Genomic DNA, 16,221 nt, shown 5'->3' with positions numbered 1-16,221 from the left:
GCGGCGGTCGCGGGGGCCGTCGCCTGTGAGCCGATGGACGGGCTGAACTCCGCGTCCGTCGCCCGGCCGGGGCACCGGCGACGCCGCGCGGCCGCCCTTCGGGCGACGACGACGGTTCGACGACAGCACCTAGACGGTGAGCGTCCGCTGCGCCTCCAGCAGGGCGCGCAGCCGGGTCGTTCGGTCCTGGGACGGGGGCTGGGCCACCGCGCGCGGCAGCGCCTGATCCACCCCGTGCACCACGGAGAGATGCCGCTCACCACGGCTGAACGCGGTGTACACCCAGGCCCGGCTCAGCCCCTGCGCCGCGTCACCCGGCAGCACGACGACGACCGCGGGCCAGCGCATTCCGGCCGCCTGGTGGGCGCTGACGGCCCAGCCGTGGCGCACGGACGACTCCACCCGCTCCTGGGGTACGACGACCGGTGTGCCCGCACAGTCCAGATGCAGTCCCTCGGTGTCGGCCGAGACGACCGTCCCGGGCACGGTCCTGCCGGGCGTCGGGATGTGGACGACCCGGTCACCCGGGTCGAAGCCGCCGAATCGTCCGGGACCGGGGTTGAGCCGCTGCTTGAGCGCGGCGTTCAGTGCGCGGGTGCCCGCCGAGCCGCCGTGCCCGACGGTGATCACCTGGGTGTCGGCCGACGGGACGCCGATCGCACGCGGCACCGAGTCGGCGACCAGTTGCACGGTGCGGTGCACCGCCTCGTCGGCGTTCTGCACGGGGACGATCACCACCTCCTTGCCGGGGGCCGCCACCTGGTTCAGCTCGCCGATTCCGATCCCGGAGACCAGCTCGCCGATCGGACCGGGATCCGGCGTACGGGATACGACCTGCGGGCACGAGCGGGCGGCCAGTACATCCGCGAACACCCGCCCCGCACCCGCCGAGCACAGCACCCCGGGGTCACCGCTGAGCACCAGCCGGGCGCCGTCGGGGAGGGACTCCACCAGGATCGCGGCGGTCTCCACGTCCAGCTGCGGGGCGTCCAGCGCGACCAGCAGATCGACGGCGATCGCCCCGTCCGTGTCCCGGCCGGGCCCCTCCGCGCCGGAGAGCAGCCCGGCGAGGGTGACGGCCGCCGACGGCTCGTCGAGCGCCTCGGCCAGCCGCCGCCTGCCGTCCACGCTGTGGGTGGCGCCCAGGGCCCGTAGTCCGAGGGCGCGGGCTGCGGCGATCAGGGCGGCGGGTTCCGCCCGCGCCGCCTCGCCGCCGGTGTGCGCGACCAGGCCACCGGCCGCGACCGCACGGATCAGCTCGGCCGCCGACGGGGAACCGGCGGCCTCGGCCGCCCCTGACCAGTCGGCGTCCTTCTCGCAGGCGTTGGCCAGCCGGGCCAGACCGTCGGCGAGGCTCTCCTCGGCCAGCGCGTACCGGTCGAGACCGAGCAGCACCTGGGGCGCCTCCTGCCCGTCCCGGTCCGCCGTCTCGTCCCCGGGCTCTGCGTCCCCGGCCGCCTCCTGGTTGTCCGGACCGTCCTGGAAGACCAGCACGACGCCCTCGGCGACGGCGTGCTGCACGGCCGCCTCCGGGTCGGTCACCGCACGCTCGGCGAGCGCGGCACGCACCGCCGACGCGTCCAGCGCGGTGTGGCCCCGCAGTGCGGCGTGCTCCAGCAGCCAGCCGACCAGCGCCGCCGTCCGCCGCTCGTCGTCCGGACCGCACGCGGCGCCCAGCAGGGCCCTTGCGAAGCCGTCAGCCTGCTCGGGGCGGACGGCGGGTACGGCCAGCAGCTGCCACGGATTCGCACGCAGCAGGTCGGCCGCCTGCACGCCGAGCGTCTCCGCCGCCGGTCCCGCCAGGGCTTCGGGTGCCCCGCCCTCCGTCAGGACGGCCGCCACCGCGGCCACGGCCTCGGCAGAGGCACCCTGCGGTGCGCGCGCCGGCTCGGGTTCCCGGGGGCGTACCGGCGCGGGCGCGGGAGCGGTGCGGCGCGGTGCTGGTGAGTCGAAGAACGCGGCGCCGGGCTTCTCGCCGCTCTCCACGGCACGCACCGCAGCCAGCAGATCGGCCGCCTGCCCGCTCAGCTTGGCCCCCGCGGCGATCGGGCCCTCCTTCTCGGCTTTGCGCTTCTCGATCCGCTCCCGCAGCTCGCGCTGGGCGGCCAGCTCGGCCTCGGCCTCGGAGAGCGCGGCGGCAGCGGGCGGCGCGTCGGCGTCCGTCGCGCCGACCGGATCCGTCTCGTCGGCTCCCTCCGGGGCGGCCGACTCCGGTGTCCCGTCCGTCTCCTCCGCCTCGCTCTCGTCGGCCCCCACGTTCTCGGCGGACGGGACGGGTACGGCGGCAGCGGAGCCGGCGACGTCGGTGTCGTCGGCGGCGGCCGAGGGGCCGGGGGATTCCCCCCGGGGAAGCGCGGTCACAGCGTGCTCCAGTCCTGGTCGGGATAGCGGTGCACGGGCGCCGACACATCGTCGAGCGCCTGGCAGATCTCGTCAGGAAGACTAAGCGCCTCCACTGACAATGCCTCCGTGAGCTGCTGCGCGTTGCGCGCGCCGACGATCGGGGCCACCACTCCGGGACGGTCCCGCACCCAGGCGAGAGCCACCTGCAGCGCCGTCGTGGCCAGCCCGTCGGCCGCCGTCGCCACCGCGTCCACGATGCGGCTCGCCGGGTCGTCGAGATACGGCTCGACGAACGGCGCCAGCAGTTCGGAGGCGCCGCGCGAGTCGCCCGGGATGCCCGTGCGGTACTTGCCGGTCAGCACCCCGCGGCCCAGGGGCGACGACGGCAGCAGCCCCACGCCCAGATCGAGTGCGGCGGGCAGCACCTCGCGCTCCACGCCCCGCTGCAGCAGTGAGTACTCCATCTGCGTACTGGCCAGCCGGGTGCGTGTCCCGGGCGAGGCGAGCTGCCAGGTCGCCGCCTTGGCGAGCTGCCAGCCGCAGAAGTTCGACACCCCCGCGTACCGGGCGCGCCCGGTGGACACCGCCAGCTCCAGTGTCTGAAGGGTCTCCTCCAGCGGAGTCACCGGGTCGAAGGCGTGGAGCTGCCACAGATCCACGTAGTCCGTACCGAGCCGTTCCAGTGAGGCGTCCAGTGCGGCCAGCAGATGACCGCGTGAACCGTCGAAGCGGCGGTACGGGTCGGCCACGCTGCCCGCCTTCGTCGCGATGACCAGATCGCGCCGCGGCACCAGGCCCTCGACGAGCCGCCCCAGCAGATATTCGGTCTCCCCGCCGCCGTACACATCGGCCGTGTCGACCAGCGTGCCGCCCGCCTCCCAGAAGGCTTTCAGCTGTTCGGCAGCGTCGTGCTCGTCGGTGTCCCGGCCCCAGGTGAGGGTGCCGAGCCCGATCCGGGACACACGAAGGCCGGTGCGGCCGAGATGCCTCTGCTCCATGGGCGCTGAGATTACTGGCCAGAGCCCCACGGGGAGGAAGCCTGTGGACAACCCGGCGCGAAGTCGCCCCGGCCGGATCCGGGTGGGGCGCGCTGGAGTCCGGACCACAGGGACGTTACTGATCAGTAAGGGGAGCGGCTATGCGGCTCGGCATCAATCTCGGTTACTGGGGCGCGGGAATGGACGGCGACAACCTCGCCGTCGCCCAGGAGGCCGACCGGCCTATGGCGCCGCCGGTGTGACGACGCTGACCCTCGCGCCGGCCGGCTTCACGCTCGAGGAGCGGATCGCCGCGCTGCGCGCCGGTACGGACGCCCTGGAGCGGTCCGGCCTGGCGTAACCGCCCTCGGGCAGCACTACGGCCGTGGTGGGGGCTCGGGGGTCCACCCCGCCACGGCCGTTACGCAGCACAACGCGCCCGGCCCCCCATGGGTTACGCGGCGCCCTTTCGGCCCTGCCGGGCATGCCTCCTGTTGCCTACTTCCCCGTACCGCATTTGACTTTCCTTCTGCGGACACCGGTACGGAGGCGCCAGCGATGCTCTCGGCAAAGAGCCTGTTCCAGGAGATTCTCGACAACGACGAGTCGTTCCGGCTCTTCTGTTCGATCGCCGCGGGTGGCGAGATGCAGGGCGGCTGGGAGAACGGCCGTATCGCGGCCCTGGCCCCCGAGAGTCAGCGCGCCCTCGTCCCCAAGATCGTCCGGCACGGCGCGGACGAGGACAAGCACGGCCGGATCTTCCACGCCCTGCTGAAGAAGCGCGGGCTGCGGCCGGCCGAGGTGCCGCACGGGACGGACTACACGATGCTGCTGGAGAAGCACGGCATCGGCCTCGCCCACGAGCAGCTGAAACGCGACGAGCCGCTCTCCGAGCTCGACATCGTCACGTATCTGGCGCACAGCCGGGTCACCGAGCAGCGCGCCTCCGAACAGATGGAAACGCTCCACAGGCATTTCGCCGACCACCCCGACCTGGGCCGCGCGGTGAAGATGATCTCGAACGACGAGGACAACCACCTGGCGTACTGCCATGAAGAGCTGCTCCGCCTCGCCCGCGCCGGACACGGCCGGACGATCCAGCGCATCCTGCGCGAGTGCGCCCTTGCCGAGATCCGGGTGTACCGCGATGTCAGCCTCGCCGTGATGGCTCACATGGGCCGCATCCTGGGCTGGTCCGGGGCCAGGACGGCGATGCTCGCCGCAGGGATCCACGGCGTCTACGTGTACGAACGGCTCGTCGGCTGGCGGCGCATGGTCAGCCTGGAACCGCCCGAGCGGCGCGACGCGCTGGGCGGCCCGGCGGTACCGGCGCCCGAGTACGCCTGAGCCCCGCCTTCAGTACGGCTGAGCCGCGCCTTCGGCGGGCAGCCGGTCGTCAGAGCCAGCCGCGGCGCTTGAACTGGCGGTACAGGCCGAAGACCGCGCAGCCCATCAGCCCGATCACCGTCGGGTAGGTCCACACCCAGCGCAGCTCCGGCATGTGGTCGAAGTTCATGCCGTAGATCCCCGCCACCATCGTCGGTACGGCCGCCATGGCCGCCCACGCCGAGATCTTCCGCATGTCGTCGTTCTGCCGCAGCCCCGTCTGCGCCAGATGCGCGGAGAGGATGTCGGAGAGCAGCCGGTCCAGCCCCTCCACGTGCTCGTTGGCGCGCGTCAGATGGTCGCTCACGTCCCGGAAGAACGGCTGCGAGTGCTCGTTGACGAACGGCACACCGGCCCCCGCCAGCCGGGCCATGGGCGCGCTCAGCGGGCCGGTGGCCCGTCGGAACTCCAGCACCTGCCGCTTGAAGGTGTAGATGCGCGGTGCGGTGTTCTTGGTGTCGACGGCGCTGCTCGGTGCGAACACCTCGGTCTCCAGTTCCTCCAGGTCGACCTGGAGTTCCGCGGCCACATCGATGTAGTGGTCGACGACCGCGTCGCTGACCGCGTACAGGACCGCGGTCGGGCCGTGTTTGAGCACCTCGGGATCGGCCTCCAGCCGGCGGCGTACCTCGGCGAGCGGCGCGCCCTCCCCGTGCCGGACCGTCACGACGAACGAGTCGCCTATGAAGATCATCAGCTCGTCGGTGGTGACGGTGTCGCTCTCGGGCTCGTACACCACCGGCTTGATGACCACGAAGAGGGAGTCGTCGTACACCTCCAGTTTCGGCCGCTGGTGCGCTCTCAGCGCGTCCTCCACGGCCAGGGGATGCAGCCCGAACTCGCTGCTGACGAGGTCGAACTCCTTCTCCGTGGGCTCGTGCAGCCCGATCCAGAGAAACGCGTCCCCGGTGGCCCGTGCCTCGTCGAGGGCATCGGAGAAGTCGGCGGGTCCGTCGGTACGACGCCCGTCCCGGTAAATCGCGCAGTCCACAATCACGGCGCGCATTCTTCCCTGCTCCGGTCCCCGACGCACCTCTTGGGGGACATCGGCCTACGCTGGCCCGTATGCCCACCCTGATCCTCGTACGCCACGGACGCTCCACCGCCAACACAGCCGGGGTGCTCGCCGGCCGGACCCCCGGTGTCGCGCTCGACGAGCGCGGCGTCGCGCAGGCTGCCGCGCTCCCCGGGCGGCTCGCCTCCCTGCCCCTCGCCGCAGCCGTCACCAGCCCGCTGCAGCGCTGCCAGGAGACTCTGCAGCCGCTGCTCGACGCCCGGCCGGGGCTGCCGCTGCACACCGAGGAGCGGATCAGCGAATGCGACTACGGCGACTGGGCGGGGCGCAAACTCGCGGAACTCACCGACGAGCCGCTGATGTCCGTCGTGCAGCAGCACCCCTCGGCCGCGGCCTTTCCCGGCGGTGAGTCGATGCGGGCGATGCAGGCGCGCGCCGTCGACGCCGTACGGGAGTGGAACGCCCGGGTCGAGGCCGAGCACGGCGACGGCGCGGTGTACGTGATGTGCTCGCACGGCGACATCATCAAGTCCGTCGTCGCCGACGCGCTCGGGATGCATCTCGATCTCTTCCAGCGGATCCAGGCCGAACCCTGCTCGGTCACCGCGATCCGCTACACCCGGCTGCGGCCCTTTCTGCTGCGGCTCGGCGACACCGGGGACTTCGCCTCGCTGGAGCCGCGCGAGGAGAGCGCGGGCGCGGTCACGGACGCGGAAGCGGGTACGGATGCGGTGGTCGGCGGCGGCGCTGGGGCGCCCTGATCGCTCCGCGCAGTAGGGTGGACGCGCCGTAGGCGCCCTTCCTCCGGGACTCTCCCGGAACCCGGCCGCCCCTCATTTGCCGTCAATTCTCAAGGGAGACAGGACGTGTCCCGTCAGGTGTTCCTCTACGACCCCCCGGACCGTTTCGTGGCCGGTACGGTCGGGCTGCCTGGACGCCGTACGTTCTTCCTGCAGGCTTCCTCAGGCGGACGCGTCACCAGCGTGGCCCTGGAGAAGACCCAGGTCGCCGCGCTCGCCGAGCGGATCGACGAACTGCTCGACGAGGTCGTGCGCAGGACCGGCGGGAACTCGCCGGTGCCCGCAGTGGCCCCGATGGACGTCACCGACACCGCTCCGCTCGACGTGCCCGTCGAGGAGGAGTTCCGGGTCGGGACGATGGCTCTCGCCTGGGACGGCGAGGAACAGCGCATGATCGTCGAGGCGCAGGCCCTGGTCGAGCTGGACGCGGACTCCGACGACGACCTCGCGGAGGCCGAGGAACGGATGCTGCAGGACGAGGAGAACGGTCCGCCGATGCTCCGGGTCCGGCTCAGCGGCGCGCAGGCGCGCGCGTTCGCCAAGCGCGCCCTGGACGTCGTGAACGCCGGCCGTCCGCCGTGCCCGCTGTGCAGCCTGCCGCTCGACCCGGAAGGACACGTATGCCCGCGCCAGAACGGATACCGACGGGGAGCCTGACGGACACCCGGCTGATCACTCTGCTGACCGAGGGGCAGCTCACCGTCCGCGGGCAGGTCCGTGACGCGTCCAATGCGGTGCTCTACTGCACGGTCGCGTACGAGGGCGAGGAGCGCACCTGCGTATACAAGCCCGTCGCAGGGGAACAGCCGCTGTGGGACTTCCCCGACGGCACGCTCGCCGGGCGTGAGGTCGCCGCGTACGAGATCTCCGAGGTGACGGGGTGGGGACTGGTGCCGCCGACCGTGCTGCGGGACGGGCCGTACGGGGAGGGTATGTGCCAGCTGTGGATCGAGGCGCCCTCGGAGGCGTCCGCGGACGGTGAGCCTCCGCTGCTGGCGCTGGTCGAGGACGAGGAGCCGGGAGACGGGTGGAAGGCCGTCGCCCAGGCCGAGGTGGGCGAAGGGAAGACGGCACTGCTGGTGCACGCGGACGATCCGCGGCTGCGGCGGCTGGCGGTCCTCGACGCGGTGATCAACAACGCCGACCGGAAGGGCGGGCACCTGCTGCCGGCGCTGGACGGCCGGCTGTACGGCATCGACCACGGAGTGACGTTCAACGCGGACGACAAGCTGCGGACGCTGCTGTGGGGGTGGGCGGGGGAACCATTGACGGCCGAGGCCGTCGACGTGCTGGACCGGCTGGCGGAAGAGCTGGCCCCGGGGACGGCGCTGGTCACCCGACTGGCGGAGCTGATCACTGCGGCCGAGATCGATGCGTTGCGGGGGCGGGTGGAGGCGCTGCGGATGACGGGGCGCCACCCGGGGCCCGGTGGAGGATGGCCGGCGATTCCCTGGCCGCCGGTGTGACGGGCCGGGGACAGAGTGTTCACGACGGTGGGTGGCCTAAAAGCGAGGCGCCCCGTGCCGGAGGACATCGTTGATCCCGCCCTGCGCCGAGGGCGTCCTCGCGCACCCTGAGGGGGCCTTGTGGGGGCCGCGCAGCCCGTTCGGCGACGGAGGACCGGGGGCCGGGGCCGATCGCCACGGTTCCGGGAAGGGCGGGGCGGGGGAGAGCGCACCGCGGAAGCGCAAGACCGCCTCTCCGGCCATGATTCCGGATCCGGTTCGTATCCGGAAGCAACGTCCGGTTACGCTCGTGACATGCATGCCTGGCCCGCTTCTGAGGTCCCCGCCCTGCCTGGCAAGGGCCGCGACCTTCGGATCCACGACACCGCGACCGGCGGACGGATCACTCTTCACCCCGGTCCCGTCGCCCGCATCTACGTCTGCGGCATCACGCCGTACGACGCGACCCACATGGGTCATGCGGCGACCTACAACGCGTTCGACCTCGTTCAGCGCGTGTGGCTCGACACCAAGCGGCAGGTTCACTATGTCCAGAATGTGACCGACGTGGACGATCCGCTGCTGGAGCGGGCCGTGCGCGACGGTCAGGACTGGACCGAGCTCGCCGAGCGCGAGACGGCCCTCTTCCGCGAGGACATGACCGCCCTGCGCATGCTTCCGCCGAAGCACTACATCGGCGCGGTGGAGGCGATACCCGGCATCGTCCCGCTCGTCGAACGGCTCCGGGACGCCGGTGCCGCCTACGAACTCGACGGTGACGTGTACTTCTCCGTCGAGGCCGACCCGCACTTCGGCGAGGTGTCCAACCTGGACGCCGAGGCGATGCGGCTGCTCTCCGCGGAGCGCGGGGGCGACCCGGAGCGCCCGGGGAAGAAGAACCCGCTCGACCCGATGCTCTGGATGGCCGCCCGCGAGGGCGAGCCGAGCTGGGACGGTGCCTCGCTCGGTGCCGGCCGGCCCGGCTGGCACATCGAGTGCGTCGCCATCGCCCTGGACCACCTCGGCATGGGCTTCGACGTCCAGGGAGGCGGGTCCGACCTCGCCTTCCCGCACCACGAGATGGGCGCCTCGCACGCCCAGGTGCTGACCGGCGAGCACCCGTTCGCCCAGGCGTACGTACACGCCGGCATGGTCGCCCTGGACGGCGAGAAGATGTCCAAGTCCCGTGGCAACCTGGTCTTCGTGTCGGTGCTGCGCCGCGACGGCGTGGACCCCGCCGCGATCCGGCTGGCGCTGCTCTCGCACCACTACCGGTCGGACTGGGAGTGGACCGATCAGGTGCTCGCCGACGCCGTCGAGCGGCTCGCGCGGTGGCGTTCCGCCGTCTCCCGGCCCGACGGACTGTCCGCCGACGCCCTCGTCGAGGAGGTCCGTGAGGCCCTCGCCGACGACCTGGACGCACCGGCCGCTCTGGCCGCCGTGGACCGCTGGGCCGAGCGCCAGAACGCCGAGGGCGGTACGGACGAGGGTGCACCGGGCCTCGTCTCGCGCACCGTCGACGCGCTGCTGGGTGTCGCGCTGTAACACGTTGTAACAACCTGTCTTTCTCCGCCTGTTGGCCGGCCTTGGACTTCTCCACGAAGTTCGGGGCCGGTCCTGTTTTGTCCATGGTCAAATGCTCGCGGCTGCGCTAAAAGCGCTCTATGCAATCATCAACGCGCATCAGAGTGGCGGCAGTCGCAGCTCTGCTGGGACTGGCCGCCGTGTTTGCGGGACCCAGCAGCGCACAGGCCGAACCCGCCGCGCCCGAGGCCACGACGGTCGGCGATCTGAGCGGCTTCTCCGCCGACGGGCCCGTCTACCACCTCAGAGCCGGCTCCGCCGAGGCCCGGGTCAGCTTCGTCACCGACGAGACCTTCCGTATCGAAGTCGCCCCGGACGGTACGTTCTCCGACCCGACCGGCGACGACATCGTCCTGCCGCAGGGAGCCCCGCCGCACACCCGGTGGAAGGAGAAGGGCGACCGGTACGAGCTGTCCACCGGCAGCGTCACGCTGCGCGCCTACAAGTCACCGCTGCGCTTCGAGCTCCGCCGGGCCGACGGCAGCCTCGTCTGGTCCGAGGCCAAGGGGCTGAGCTGGGACGGGAAGCGGACCACCCAGACGCTGGCCCGCGGCGCCGACGAGCAGTTCTACGGCGCCGGCATGCAGAACGGGCGCGGCAACACCTCGCACCGCGACAAGACCGTCGAGGTCGGCGTCGACTACAACTGGAACGACGGCGGTCACCCCAATTCCGTGCCGTTCTACCTCTCCTCCGCCGGGTACGGCGTCTTCCGCAACACCTACGCGCCCAACACCTACGCGTTCACCGACCCGGTGACCACCAGCGCGCGGGAACAGCGCTTCGACGCCTACTACTTCGCCGGCGACGACGCCGAGGACGTCATCGGGCAGTACACGAAGCTCACCGGCAAGCCCTTCCTGCCGCCCGTGTACGGGATGGAGATCGGCGACGCCGACTGCTACCTGCACAATGCCAACCGCGGCGAGCGCCACACCCTGGACGCACTGAAGGTCGCCGACGGTTACGTCGAGCACGACATGCCCAACGGCTGGATGCTCGTCAATGACGGCTACGGCTGCGGCCACGAGGACCTCGCCGAGACCGCCAAGGGCCTCCAGGACCGCGGCATGCAGCTCGGCCTGTGGACCCAGGACGGCATCGACAAGATCGCCGACCAGGTCAAGGCGGGTCAGCGGGTCGCCAAGCTCGATGTCGCCTGGATCGGCGCCGGGTACAAATTCGCGCTCGACGGCTGCAAGGACGCGTACAAGGGAATCGAGGACAACAGCGACGCCCGCGGCTTCACCTACGCCCCGGAGAGCTGGTCCGGCGCGCAGCGCTGCGGTGTCCAGTGGTCCGGTGACCAGTACGGCACCTGGGACTACATCCGCTGGCAGATCCCGACCTACGCGGGTGCCACGATGTCCGGACTCGCCTACACGACGGGCGACGTCGACGGCATCTTCGGCGGCAGCGCCAAGACGTACACCCGTGATCTCCAGTGGAAGATGTTCCTGGGCACCACGATGACCATGGACGGCTGGGCGGCCAGCGACAAGCAGCCCTTCCGGTACGGCGAGCCCTACACCTCGATCAACCGCGACTACCTCAAGCTCAAGGAGTCGCTGCTGCCGTACCAGTACTCGTACGCGCACGAGGCGACGAAGACCGGCGTCGGCATGGTCCGCCCGCTCGTCCTCGAATACCCGGACGACCCGAAGGCCGCGACGGACGCGGCGAAGTACGAGTTCATGTCCGGCGAGGACTTCCTCGTCGCACCCGTCTACCAGGACAGCACCCACCGCGACGGGATCTATCTGCCGAAGGGCACCTGGATCGACTACTGGAGCGGCCGCATCTATCAGGGGCCCACCACCGTCGACCACTACAGCGCCCCGCTCGACACCCTGCCGCTCTTCGTGAAGGCCGGTGCCAGTGTGCCGATGTGGCCGGGCATCCGCTCGTACCGGGACCGGACCGCCGACTCCTCGCTGGCCTGGGACATCTACCCGCAGGGCGCGTCCTCCTTCACGCTGTACGAGGACGACGGCGTCACCCGGCAGCACCGCGACGGCGGGTACGCCACCCAGCGCGCCGACGTCGAGGCGCCGGTCCGGGGCGCGGGCGACATCACCGTGAACATCGGTGAGAGCAAGGGGGACTTCACGGGCAAGCAGAGCAGGCGCCCGTACGAGTTCAGCGTGCACACCGGGTCCGCGCCGAGCGCGGTGAAGCTCGACGGCAAGCTGCCTCGGCTGGGTTCCGCGGCCGCGTACAAGACCGCGAAGCAGGGCTGGTGGTACGACCGCGACGACCGCGGCGGAGTGGTGAAGATCAAGACCGCACCGCTCCCCACCGGCAAGAAGTTCAGCGTGGAGCTGGAGGACACCAGCGCCGTCGGCGGGAAGAACGCGGCCGCCACGGCCGTCGTCTCCGCGCCGGAGGGGCAGGAGATCGGGGCGGGCGTCGCGGGCACCGTGGGCGTCGACGTCACCGCGGGCAGTGCCGATGTGACGGACGCCGCGGTCGACCTGGACGTCCCCGAGGGCTGGCAGGTCACCCCGGCCAACACCGTGGACCGCATCCCGGCGGGCACGACCCGGCGGGTCGAGGTGGCGGTCACCCCGGCGAAGGGCGCCACGGCCGGCGAGGCCCGGATCACCGCGCTCGTCCGATACCGGGCGGCGGGCGAACCCCGCACCACCGTCCAGCGGTTCGCGGCCGCGGTGATGCCCCAGCCGCCGACCACCGACACCTGGGCGAGCGACCTGGTGTGGCTGAAGTCGGCCAATGGCTATGGGCCGGCCGAACGCGACCGCAGCAACGGCGAGTCGGGCGCGACCGACGGGCACACCCTCACCCTCGCCGGGAAGACCTACGCGAAGGGGATCGGCAGCCACGCAGACTCCGACATCGAGGTCTATCTCGGCGGACGCTGCACCACGTTCACCGCGGACGCCGGGATCGACGACGAGATCAACGGCTACGGCGAAGTGGCGTTCTCCGTCGAGGCGGACGGCAAGGTGCTGTGGACCTCGCCGAAGGTGACCGGGGCATCGGCCACCGTGCCGGTCGATGTGGACGTCACCGGTGCGCGCCACGTGCACCTGAAGGTCACCGACACCAACGGATCCAAGACCGGTGACCACGGGGACTGGGCCGCCGCGCGGTTCAGCTGTTCCTGAGAGGCCGGCTCAACAACGGTGCGCCGGGCGGGCACTCGACCCGCCCGGCACACCGCCGTCAGTCCTCCGATGAATCTTCGGAGCCGTGGTCGTCGTCGGAGGGGTGCTCTTGAGTGGGCTCGGCAGAGGTTCCCGGTGGTGTCCCCGTCTCCGGCCGCGGTGGCTTCGGCGGCCTCGTGCGGCCGCTCGACGTGTCGCGCAGATACGAGGCGTCGCCGCTCTCCGTCGCATGCCCGCCGGGCGCCTGGCCCGGTCCGGAGCCCGGGCCGATGTCCCGGCGCCGCAGATACCGCTCGAACTCCCGGGCGATGGCTTCGCCCGTCGCCTCGGGAAGCTCCGCGGTGTCCCGGGCCTCCTCCAGCGTCTGCACGTACTCCGCCACTTCGCTGTCCTCGGCGGCCAGTTGGTCGACCCCGAGCTGCCAGGCCCGCGCGTCCTCGGGCAGTTCGCCCAGCGGGATGCGCAGTCCGAGCAGGTCCTCCAGGCGGTTCAGCAGCGCCATGGTGGCCTTCGGGTTGGGCGGTTGCGACACATAGTGCGGCACGGCCGCCCAGAGGCTCACCGCGGGCACACCCGCATGCGTGCACGCCTCCTGGAGGATGCCGACGATGCCCGTCGGCCCCTCGTACTGCGTTTCCTCCAGGTCCATGGTCCGTGCCAGATCCGGGTCGGAGGTGACCCCGCTGACCGGTACCGGGCGGGTGTGCGGGGTGTCGCCGAGCAGCGCGCCCAGCACCACCACCATCTCCACGCCCAGCTCATGGGCGAAGCCCAGGATCTCGTTGCAGAACGAGCGCCAGCGCATCGACGGCTCGATACCGCGGACCAGGACGAGATCGCGGGGCTTGTCCCCGCCGATACGGACCACCGAGAGCCGTGTGGTGGGCCAGGTGATCTTGCGTACCCCGCCGTCCAGCCAGACCGTCGGCCGGTTGACCTGGAAGTCGTAGTAGTCCTCGGCGTCGAGGGCCGCGAACACCTCGCCCTTCCACTCCCGGTCCAGGTGCGCGACCGCTGTGGAGGCGGCGTCACCTGCGTCGTTCCAGCCCTCGAACGCGGCCACCATGACCGGGTCGATCAGCTCGGGAACCCCCGCGAGCTCGATCACCCAGGCCTCCTTCCGAAGTTCCCTTGCGTACGCACCAACCTTACGGCGTCGGGGCCCCATCGCCGCAGCCCCTGTCCACGGCCGGGTGAACCTGGCCCCAAGGGGTGCATCCCCGGCCCAACCAGGGCCGGGGTCTCCGAATTCATCCGAGCTGTGCCCCGTCAGTTTCGGCTCAACTCTGGACGTTGGTGCCTTCGTGGCGCTATACATCGGATGACCAGAACAGAGGTCCGATGTTATTCCCCTGGGGGCGCACATGAGCCAGACCGTCACGGACTTCGAGGTCCACGACATCCGTTTCCCGACCTCGGAGCAACTGGACGGCTCGGACGCCATGAACCCCGATCCCGACTACTCCGCCGCCTATGTCGTACTGCGCACAGATGCCCCGGACGGCTCGGACCACGACGGAGCCGGTATCGAGGGTCATGGCTTCTGCTTCACCATCGGGCGCGGCAACGACGTGATGGCGGCCGCCATCGACGCGCTGCGCCCGTACGTCGTAGGCCGCCCGGTGCCCCGTACCGCCGCCGATCTCGGTGCGCTGTACCGCGAGCTCACCCATGACTCGCAACTGCGCTGGCTCGGCCCGGAGAAGGGCGTGATGCACATGGCGGCGGGTGCGGTCGTCAACGCCGCATGGGACCTGGCCGCGAAGCAGGCGGGCAGACCCGTCTGGCAGTTCCTCGCGGAAATGACTCCGGAGGAGCTCGTCTCCCTCGTCGATTTCCGCTATCTCACCGACGTCCTCACCCCGGATGAGGCCCTCGAGATCCTCCGGACGGCCGAACCCGGCCGCGCCGAGCGAGCCGAACGGCTGCGTGCCGAGGGCTACCCCGCGTACACCACGTCGCCCGGCTGGCTCGGCTACACCGACGACAAGCTGGTCCGACTGGCGAAGGAGGCCGTCGCGGACGGCTTCACCCAGATCAAGCTGAAGGTTGGCGGAGACCTCGGCGACGACGTCCGCAGGCTCTCCCTGGCCCGCGAGGCCGTCGGGCCCGACATCAGGATCGCCGTCGACGCCAACCAGCGGTGGGACGTCGCCGACGCGGTGGAGTGGATGACCGTGCTCGCGCCGTTCGACCCGCACTGGATCGAGGAGCCGACCAGCCCCGACGACATCCTCGGACACGCCGCCGTGCGGGCCGGGCAGCCGGTCAAGGTCGCCACCGGTGAACACGTCGCCAACCGCGTCGTGTTCAAGCAGCTGCTCCAGGCCGGCGCCGTCGACTTCGTCCAGATCGACGCCGCCCGCGTCGCGGGCGTCAACGAGAACCTGGCGATCCTGCTGCTCGCCGCCAAGTTCGGCGTACCGGTCTGCCCGCACGCGGGCGGCGTCGGACTGTGCGAACTGGTGCAGCATCTGTCGATGTTCGACTACGTGGCGGTCTCCGGCAGCTGGGAGAACCGCGTGATCGAGTACGTCGACCACCTCCACGAACACTTCGCCGACCCCACCGTGATCGAAGGGGGCCGCTACGTCGCCCCGAGCACCCCGGGCTTCTCCGCCCGGATGCTCCCCGGATCGATCGCCGCACACCGCTACCCGGAGGGCCCCGTATGGCAGGCCCGCCGCACGCCCGAGGAGGCCAACTGATGACCGGCACAAGCGACTTCGAGGGGATGTCCGCCCTGGTGACGGGCGGTGCCTCCGGTATCGGGGCCGCCGTCGCGACGCTGCTGCTGGAGCGCGGCGCGCGCGTGGCCGTGCTCGACCGGGAGACCGCGGGCGCCCCCGAGGGCACCCTCGCCGTGAAGGCGGACGTCACCGACGACGACGCCGTACGTGAGGCAGTCGACCGGGCAGCCGCCGAGCTGGGCTCGCTGCACACCGTCGTGTCCAACGCGGGCATCGGCTCGATCGGCACCGTCGAGGACAACGCCGACGACGAGTGGACCCGGGTCCTGGACGTCAACGTTCTCGGCATGGTCCGCACCGCCCGGCACGCCCTGCCCCATCTGCGGCGTGCGGTGGCCGACCGGCCCGGCGCCGTCTCGATCACCCACACCTGTTCCATCGCGGCGACCGCCGGGCTGCCGCAGCGCGCCCTGTACAGCGCCAGCAAGGGCGCGGTCCTCTCGCTGACCCTGGCCATGGCCGCCGACCACGTCCGCGAAGGCGTCCGCGTCAACTGCGTCAACCCCGGCACCGCGGACACCCCGTGGATCGGCCGGCTCCTCGGCCAGGCCGACGACCCGGCCGCCGAACGCGCCGCACTGGGCGCCCGCCAGCCGCTGGGACGACTCGTGTCGGCCGACGAGGTCGCCGCCGCGATCGTCTACCTCGCCAGCCCCGCCGCCGCCTCCGTCACGGGCACGGCACTCGCGGTCGACGGCGGGATGCAGGGCCTGCGCCTGCGGCCCGTCGGCAACTGATCCACCCCACCGAAGCCGAGCCGCACCATCCAACCGAGCACCGAGCCAGTACTCCA

General features: G+C 71.5%; 12 protein-coding genes and 1 pseudogene. 9 read left to right on the top strand and 4 right to left on the bottom strand.

All coding sequences use genetic code 11. From position 1 onward, the window contains the following. Nucleotides 1-129: 129 nt before the first annotated feature. Together AB0I23_RS36725 and AB0I23_RS36720 are read right to left on the bottom strand one after the other, a co-directional pair. Nucleotides 130-2,361: an ATP-dependent RecD-like DNA helicase gene (locus AB0I23_RS36725; RefSeq protein ID WP_359116522.1), complete on the bottom strand. Its 2,232-nt coding sequence runs from the start codon at nt 2,359-2,361 to the stop codon at nt 130-132. Beyond that, the gene (locus AB0I23_RS36720; RefSeq protein WP_359116520.1) at nt 2,358-3,341 is read right to left on the bottom strand and encodes an aldo/keto reductase; all 984 of its coding nucleotides are present in this window, start codon (nt 3,339-3,341) and stop codon (nt 2,358-2,360) included. The genes AB0I23_RS36725 and AB0I23_RS36720 overlap by 4 nt, the downstream gene beginning before the upstream one ends. A gap of 220 nt (nt 3,342-3,561) precedes the next feature. On the opposite strand from AB0I23_RS36720, the pseudogene AB0I23_RS36715 reads away from it, so the two are divergent. Continuing rightward, a pseudogene (locus AB0I23_RS36715) lies at nt 3,562-3,681 on the top strand (LLM class F420-dependent oxidoreductase); the annotation flags it as partial. Nucleotides 3,682-3,878: 197 nt separating this feature from the next. Further along, complete coding sequence (locus AB0I23_RS36710) at nt 3,879-4,667, top strand: ferritin-like domain-containing protein (protein ID WP_359116517.1); 789 nt, start codon at nt 3,879-3,881, stop codon at nt 4,665-4,667. A gap of 49 nt (nt 4,668-4,716) precedes the next feature. Here AB0I23_RS36710 and corA read toward each other — a convergent pair whose 3' ends face one another. Next, nucleotides 4,717-5,712: a magnesium/cobalt transporter CorA gene (corA, locus tag AB0I23_RS36705; RefSeq protein ID WP_359116514.1), complete on the bottom strand. Its 996-nt coding sequence runs from the start codon at nt 5,710-5,712 to the stop codon at nt 4,717-4,719. 59 nt (nt 5,713-5,771) lie between these two features. Here corA and AB0I23_RS36700 point away from each other — a divergent pair, with 59 nt between their 5' ends. The 5 genes from AB0I23_RS36700 (at nt 5,772) to AB0I23_RS36680 (ending at nt 12,678) form a co-directional block, all read left to right on the top strand. Further along, nucleotides 5,772-6,482, top strand: coding sequence for a histidine phosphatase family protein (locus AB0I23_RS36700; protein WP_359116511.1), 711 nt, complete (start codon nt 5,772-5,774; stop codon nt 6,480-6,482). 105 nt (nt 6,483-6,587) lie between these two features. Continuing rightward, the gene (locus AB0I23_RS36695) at nt 6,588-7,178 is read left to right on the top strand and encodes a DUF3090 domain-containing protein (RefSeq protein WP_030918365.1); all 591 of its coding nucleotides are present in this window, start codon (nt 6,588-6,590) and stop codon (nt 7,176-7,178) included. Next, nucleotides 7,142-7,987 carry an SCO1664 family protein gene (locus AB0I23_RS36690; protein ID WP_359116508.1) on the top strand — a complete coding sequence of 282 codons (846 nt, stop codon included), beginning with the start codon at nt 7,142-7,144 and terminating at the stop codon, nt 7,985-7,987. The genes AB0I23_RS36695 and AB0I23_RS36690 overlap by 37 nt, the downstream gene beginning before the upstream one ends. A gap of 294 nt (nt 7,988-8,281) precedes the next feature. After that, nucleotides 8,282-9,511, top strand: coding sequence for a cysteine--1-D-myo-inosityl 2-amino-2-deoxy-alpha-D-glucopyranoside ligase (mshC, locus tag AB0I23_RS36685; protein WP_359116505.1), 1,230 nt, complete (start codon nt 8,282-8,284; stop codon nt 9,509-9,511). A 119-nt stretch (nt 9,512-9,630) separates the two neighbouring features. After that, nucleotides 9,631-12,678, top strand: a complete 3,048-nt coding sequence (locus AB0I23_RS36680; RefSeq protein ID WP_359116502.1) for an NPCBM/NEW2 domain-containing protein — start codon at nt 9,631-9,633, stop codon at nt 12,676-12,678. Nucleotides 12,679-12,736: 58 nt separating this feature from the next. On the opposite strand, the gene AB0I23_RS36675 is transcribed toward AB0I23_RS36680, so the two are convergent. Continuing rightward, nucleotides 12,737-13,786 (bottom strand): PAC2 family protein, encoded by a 1,050-nt coding sequence (locus AB0I23_RS36675; RefSeq protein WP_359116499.1) that lies wholly within the window; start codon nt 13,784-13,786, stop codon nt 12,737-12,739. A gap of 256 nt (nt 13,787-14,042) precedes the next feature. Between AB0I23_RS36675 and AB0I23_RS36670 the strand changes: the two genes are divergently transcribed. Both AB0I23_RS36670 and AB0I23_RS36665 read left to right on the top strand, forming a co-directional pair. Then, nucleotides 14,043-15,386 (top strand): L-fuconate dehydratase, encoded by a 1,344-nt coding sequence (locus tag AB0I23_RS36670; protein ID WP_359116496.1) that lies wholly within the window; start codon nt 14,043-14,045, stop codon nt 15,384-15,386. After that, nucleotides 15,386-16,165, top strand: a complete 780-nt coding sequence (locus tag AB0I23_RS36665) for an SDR family NAD(P)-dependent oxidoreductase (RefSeq protein WP_359116493.1) — start codon at nt 15,386-15,388, stop codon at nt 16,163-16,165. The genes AB0I23_RS36670 and AB0I23_RS36665 overlap by 1 nt, the downstream gene beginning before the upstream one ends. Nucleotides 16,166-16,221: the final 56 nt, after the last annotated feature.

The organism is Streptomyces atratus (assembly GCF_040655115.1).
Lineage (GTDB): Bacteria > Actinomycetota > Actinomycetes > Streptomycetales > Streptomycetaceae > Streptomyces > Streptomyces atratus_D.
The sequence above is the reverse complement of the archived record's forward strand: the minus strand, read 5'-3'. Positions and strand labels throughout refer to the sequence as shown.